We start from the raw sequence: 2,669 nt of genomic DNA, 5'->3' as shown, positions 1-2,669 counted from the left end.
CCAATGCCTTTACCCTGAAATTCAGGAAATACGAATATAGCTGCCAAAGTATTTTCATACAGTGCATAAAAACCAACTGTTTTCGACTCGATTTCATAAACGAAAACTTCTGATGCAGGAATATAAATATTACGCATGCTCTCAACTTGAGATCCCCAGAAGTCAGCTGGGACGAAATCATGCGCTTTAACAGAGGCTTCAAGCCAGATTTCAAGAACCGAATCTAAGTCATGTGAATTGTACTTTCTTATCATTTTCAAACTCTAGATTTCCAAATTTATCGGGGCAACATAACGCCTTGTTAAGGGGTGAACAACGCAATAAATAAGCTACCGCATGCCACCTTAAACACTAAAACGAACGCATAGTAAAAATACCACGCGTTGAGAATCCCTCTTGAACAATTTGTTAAATGCCGTCCACCCTTTCGCACACCCAAGCTTCTTCTACGCTATTTCGACTAGCTATACAGCCAGGAGGCATAGTAGCTATCTCATAAAGTGAAGCATCAAAGGACACTGCTTGTTCCATGCTTACAACCAACGTATCTGAAGCATTACTAGTAGTACCACACATGAAAGCCCAAGAGTGATCATCTGAATAATGGATCACTTGTAAAATGGGCAATCCTTGTTCTACTACTTGTTTCGTTATCAATGCTGCTACATTTTTATCTTGGTCAAAACTCCAAGTCATAATATTCCCCTAGGCATTGGTGTACCCCACAAAAAGTAGACAGTACATAACTACATACTTTCGTACTCAACGGGACTGACATGCCCCAACGCTGAGTGTCTTCTTTTTCGATTGTAGAACACTTCGATATATTCGAAGATCCCCATTCGGGCTTCTTCGATAGTTTGATAATCTTCTGCGTAAATCAATTCGACTTTCAGTCGACTGAAGAACGACTCCATTACCGCATTGTCCCAACAGTTACCCTGACGGCTCATGCTCGGCACGCCTCCATGCTTTCGCATGAAGTCCTGATACTTATAAGCTCTGTATTGTACACCACGGTCTGAGTGAACTAAGACGCCTCTCGGCGGCTTGCGTGACTTAAACGCCATTTTCAAAGCGTTGGTGATGAGCAGCTCTGTCATGTTGGTGTCTAATGACCAACCCACAATGCGTCTCGAGTGAAGGTCTAACACTGTCGCAAGGTAGAGCCAACGGCTCTTTACCCAGATATAGGTGATGTCGGTGACCCACTTCTGATTAGGACTCTCGGCTTCAAAGTCTCTACGCAATAAATTATCGGCGACATTCGTCATCGCCGCGACATCTTTACTGTATTTAAACCCTTTTCCATTGCGAGCCTTAATACCCTTTTTCGTCATAATATCAGCAATATAGTTCACACTGCAGGCATAGCCTGCTTTGTTTAACTCTTCAGCTAAGCGAACTGAACCATACCTAGCCCGATACTCGGCAAAGGTACACATAACTAGCTGTTCAAAGCGGCTTCGACGCTTTGCTCGCTCGCTAAGCGAGCGACCTAACCATTTGTAGTAACCACTCGGGGACACACCTAATGCACAACACATCAGAACAACGGCATACTCACCCACATAACTTTCGATGAACTCGTACTTCACTCTTGCTGCTTCGCGAAGTACGCCGAGACCTTCTTTAGGAATTCCATTTCATCTTTAAGTCGTTTGTTTTCGCGCTTTAGCGCTCGCAGTTCTTCGGATTCTTTCTTGGAATAATCAACACCTTCTAAGGTGTTAAACTGTTTATCAGACAAGCGGTTAAATTGACGCTTCCAGTTAGCAATCTGTTGGGCGCTGACGCCCAACTCTTTCGCAACGGATGCGGCTGTGCGACCTGGAAGCTCGGACAGACGAACTGCTTCTTTGCGGAATTCTTCGGTGTACGCTGGATTACGATGTTTAGCCATAAATCACCTCTCAATTAGACCCTAGATCTAACTTAGTAAAGTGTCTACTAAACGTGGGGTACTCGGGCATTTAACGCCCAATTAACTTGCGCAGCAACGCAATACGATGGTTCTGCATTGCACCGTAACCACTAAACCTGATTAGAAGTAAAAATGCCACGCGTTGCAAGTCAGGTTGAATTGTTTGTTATGTGGTTTGACTCTGCGAAGGTTTCACAGTGTGAAACTGATAGCAACTATCTGAGGTTTAACATACCCATTAGATATAAACAAACAGGGAGACCTCATGGAGCTCAACTTAATGACAGATATACTAAACGTTGACGTTACTTTTATGTTCAACTTTCTATCCGATTATCCGCTAATTTTTATTTACTCAAAATTAAATTCGGCAATTCAACTCACTTATTATTCAAACAACATAAGACAAATCAAAAGAACAAAACAAGGAATTTCACACATGAAAACCAATGGAAAACCAAGCTAAATTAGAGACTTACCTGACTACCACATAACGCCGCATTAAGGGGTGAACAACGCCTCCACCCGACCTAAAGTATTGTACCGTAAACACTAAATTTGAAGTAGATGCAAAAATGCCAAGCGTTGAGAATCCCTCTTAAATGCTTTGTTATATTGCCCGCACGACAGAGCCAAGTTTAGCGCCAAGGTGCTGAATTGGTTACAAATCTACTGGCTTTGAACTCAGATGTAAAACGGATAGTTCGAAACTCAATCATAAACAACAAAACGCACTTGGCTTAGA

4 protein-coding genes are annotated in these 2,669 nt (G+C 42.5%); all 4 read right to left on the bottom strand.

Annotated features, from left to right (window positions below; genetic code table 11):
* Window positions 1–254, bottom strand: a 254-nt coding sequence (locus L4C39_RS00530; protein WP_489686394.1) for a GNAT family protein, incomplete at its 3' end; no start/stop codon positions are given.
* A 154-nt stretch (window positions 255–408) separates the two neighbouring features.
* Window positions 409–696, bottom strand: coding sequence for a hypothetical protein (locus tag L4C39_RS00525; protein ID WP_136996178.1), 288 nt, complete (start codon window positions 694–696; stop codon window positions 409–411).
* A gap of 50 nt (window positions 697–746) precedes the next feature.
* On the bottom strand, window positions 747–1,598 hold the full coding sequence (locus L4C39_RS00520) for an IS3 family transposase (RefSeq protein ID WP_429743814.1): 852 nt from the start codon (window positions 1,596–1,598) through the stop codon (window positions 747–749).
* Window positions 1,595–1,903, bottom strand: a complete 309-nt coding sequence (locus L4C39_RS00515; protein ID WP_429743812.1) for a transposase — start codon at window positions 1,901–1,903, stop codon at window positions 1,595–1,597. Before L4C39_RS00515 ends, L4C39_RS00520 begins: the two co-directional genes overlap by 4 nt.
* Between the last annotated feature and the right edge of the window lie 766 nt (window positions 1,904–2,669).

The organism is Vibrio clamense (assembly GCF_050337905.1).
Lineage (GTDB): Bacteria > Pseudomonadota > Gammaproteobacteria > Enterobacterales > Vibrionaceae > Vibrio > Vibrio cortegadensis.
This window is presented reverse-complemented; position numbering and strand designations above follow the sequence as displayed.

What these genes read in the sequence shown, in the direction of transcription:
- L4C39_RS00525 (WP_136996178.1), bottom strand. Translation starts at nt 696, where the DNA reads ATGACTTGGAGTTTTGACCAAGATAAAAATGTAGCAGCATTGATAACG.
- L4C39_RS00515 (WP_429743812.1), bottom strand. Translation starts at nt 1,903, where the DNA reads ATGGCTAAACATCGTAATCCAGCGTACACCGAAGAATTCCGCAAAGAA.